We start from the raw sequence: 3,406 nt of genomic DNA, 5'->3' as shown, positions 1-3,406 counted from the left end.
ACCTAAAAGGAAACCATCGGTAGGTCGCTCACAAGCTGCTACCGAAGAACCGCCATAGTTGTCGCCATCAGCATCGACATACCAAGTCTGACCGGGATATTCATTAACATCCGTATCATCACAATCACCTCCTGATACGGAATACCCATCTTCATCATTATCAGTAATGGATTCTCCAGACCAAAGTCTTAAATCAAACGTTGGAGCAGCAGGTGTTATTTCTCCAAAATAATAGACTCTAACATAATACGTTTGACCTATATTTAATCCAGTAGCATTAATTTCCTCATCAGCAGGCGATGTTATTTCAGTATCACTGCAATCTTCAAATATTAAAGAATTACAACTACCTGTATATAATGTTATAACCGCATCAAAATTTAAAGTTTCTATAGAAATATTAACGGTGTTTGTTTGTGCTAAAAATGAGTACCATATATCATCTCTTGCATTGCCAGCACTTGAATTACAACTTTCAGCAATTATATTTGTACCAGCTCCGCCAGACAAATCTCCACTATATACTTTTATGGACTCTCCTTTATTAGCAATTTCAGTTTCTTGTAATATTGAAATTGCTCCACTACAAAAATCGTTTATCGGTGGGGCTACTGAGTTAGTCGAAAAATTCAACTGAGAGGGATTTACCCATATACTTTCATCACCAAGCCCACAAACAGAACGTAACCAAATTGAATAAGCGTTACTTGCTTGTAAAGCATCTCCTGTAGAAGCAGTTAATGTAGCAGAAGTTCCTGAAGTAATTGTACCATCACCTTGAGTATTGCCTTGAGGTACAATTTCCCATTCATACTCAACAGGTGCAGGACCAGTACCCGGAGCACTCCAAAAAAAGTCTACTCTTGTGTTTGAAAGATAGCTTATTCCTCCAACTGGAATTTCTGGGTTATAACATGTTGGTGCATTTGTTAAATCTTGAATTGTAGTAACTCGAAATTCACTTTCGTCACCACAACCCGAGTCTAACGAAATATGCATTTGAACTTTAGCTACCCCAACAGAATTAACAGTTACAGGAGATTGCCCATGGGTAATGTATGTTCCAAATTCATCTCTAATAGTAATATAATCATCATTAGGAGTTGCTGTTCTTGTACTAGTAAATTGGTAGTTATGACCAATGACTAAATCAAAAATAACAGCATATTCTCCGGCATAATTATTAGTTGCTATTTGTTGTACAAACCCATCATTTATTGATTGTACATCAGCAACGGGAAACTTTGTAGTCTCCGTACAGCCTTGAGAATAACTGTAATGAACAAAGAATACTAAAATGATTAAAAAAGTAATTTTTTTCATGTGTTTATATGTATTGTTTTTCAATGGTCACATGTAACACCCATATAATCATTTCGCTTTGTGACAAAACTTTTAATCATGGATGTTTCATCATTTTTATTTTGATTTTAAAAGAACAGTTAAAGGATGTAGATTTAATATAATAATAAAAACTTGTTTTATAAATTATAATAGATAAAACCATTAAATGTCCGATAAAGCTTCAATGATGAGTTTTTAATTACTAGAAATATAAAGAGCAGCCACTGGCTGCTCTTTATATTAAAATTATAGAATATTACTCTCTAGATAGGTTACTAGTTGAGATAACTCTCTTAACTAAAGTCCCTTCTTTTGTAGTTACTCTAACAAAATACATTTGATTATCTGTTCTCGATAAATCAATTTTAGTAGTTCCTAGAGTACCCTTAATATAGGATTCATCAACAGCTTGTCTTACTAAAGCCCCTTTCATATCATATACATCTATTTTTACATTGGTATCATATTCAAAAGAATAGCTGACATTAACTTCATCTACAAATGGTACTGGGTAAGCTTTAAAGCTTACACTTTTAGAAGAAGTACTGTTAATAATTACCTTACACTCAGGATCAATTACACCTGTACCGTCAAACGAACCACCTTCGTTTGGTGAGGCTGGTATATAACTATCACCCGGAATATTTACCGCACCAGCTACTGCATGAGCAATTACAAAGAAACTACCTGTAGCTACTATTTCATCATCCTCAGTTTTCCACATGGAGATGTTGCCCAAATCACCTTTTACATAAGTGTATTGGCCTGGAGCTACTGTCGGTGTTCCATTTTTAGTTGGATACTGTTCACAATCTATATATAAATGTACTTCATCCATTCGGAAACCAGGATCCATATGGTAGGAAATATTTACATAATATTCATCAGCATTAACTCCAGTTGGTCTATATGTAACTTCAACATGTCCAGCTTTAGTCCCTTTATTGAGATCACACTTACCTGCTCCAAGCACTATATCTAGCTCAACTGTAGTTTCCTCTGTTGCTCCAGTAGTGTTGATAAAGTTAGTCCAGCCCCAACGTTTAAATCCATCTTCACGGAAACATTGACTAATTTCTGGATTTACATAAGATTCTTCCCCTCTTTTCATTACAGATACACCAAAGCCTGTTTCATAAGCAACACATTGTACTACGGTTACTGTAACCATACATGTACTTTTACAACCTTTGCTATCTGTTACTTCTACAGTAAATTTATAATCTATCCCTAATTCACTACCTGGCGCACCAGACATCACAGGGTTTGCAATTTCATCATCATCTAAATATTGCGCACCTGTTCCTGTCCATTTATATGTATAACCGCCCGAGCCTCCTAAACCAGTAGCACTTAAATTAAAGTCAATATCCTCGCATTGTGGAGTTGTTAGATCACTTGTAGCTGTACAACTTAGCGCCGTATAAAGATTTTCTACTTTAATAGCTTGCAGCTCAACAGTACACAAGTTAGCATCTGTGATTTTAACCCAATACGTACCAGCTACTAAACCTGTTATCTTATTAGTAGTTGCACCTGTACTCCACTCGTAAGTATATGGTGCTGTACCTCCAGTTGGGAATGCCTCTGCTGTACCCGTTGCATCACCAAAGCATACTACGTCTGTTGGTGTTGCAGTGGCTTTAAGTTCTGGTCTTTGCGCTATTACTATACCAGCACATAAAGAAAGACATCCATTAGAATCTCTTACTGTAACCGCATAATTACCTGCAGCTAAGTTTTTAAACTGATTACTAGATTGCCAGCTAGTACCACCATCTATACTATACTCATAAGTTGGCGTACCTCCACCTGCAGTAACGGTAATTGACCCTGTCGCTTCACCGAAACATTTAACTTCAGATTTGGTGTCTACAGAACAGGTTAATAATGGTGGCTGCGTAATGGTAATCTTCTTCTCTTCAAAACATACATCACCTTGGTTGCCTCCAGCTGCCTCAGCACGTACTGTATACATGCCTGGACCGTATTTCTTGGTTGCATCATATGCAACACCATCTACCGTAATGGTTGCGCCTCCAGTTGCTGACGCTGTTATAGT

The 3,406-nt window shown here is 36.7% G+C and carries 1 protein-coding gene and 1 pseudogene; both read right to left on the bottom strand.

From position 1 onward, the window contains the following. Window positions 1-1,323: pseudogene (locus tag Q0739_RS14650) on the bottom strand (hypothetical protein); the annotation flags it as partial. A gap of 277 nt (window positions 1,324-1,600) precedes the next feature. Further along, on the bottom strand, window positions 1,601-3,406 hold a 1,806-nt coding region (locus tag Q0739_RS14645), incomplete at its 5' end, for a T9SS type A sorting domain-containing protein (RefSeq protein WP_298239486.1).

This window comes from uncultured Algibacter sp., assembly GCF_947487605.1.
GTDB lineage: Bacteria > Bacteroidota > Bacteroidia > Flavobacteriales > Flavobacteriaceae > Algibacter_D.
The sequence above is the reverse complement of the archived record's forward strand: the minus strand, read 5'-3'. Positions and strand labels throughout refer to the sequence as shown.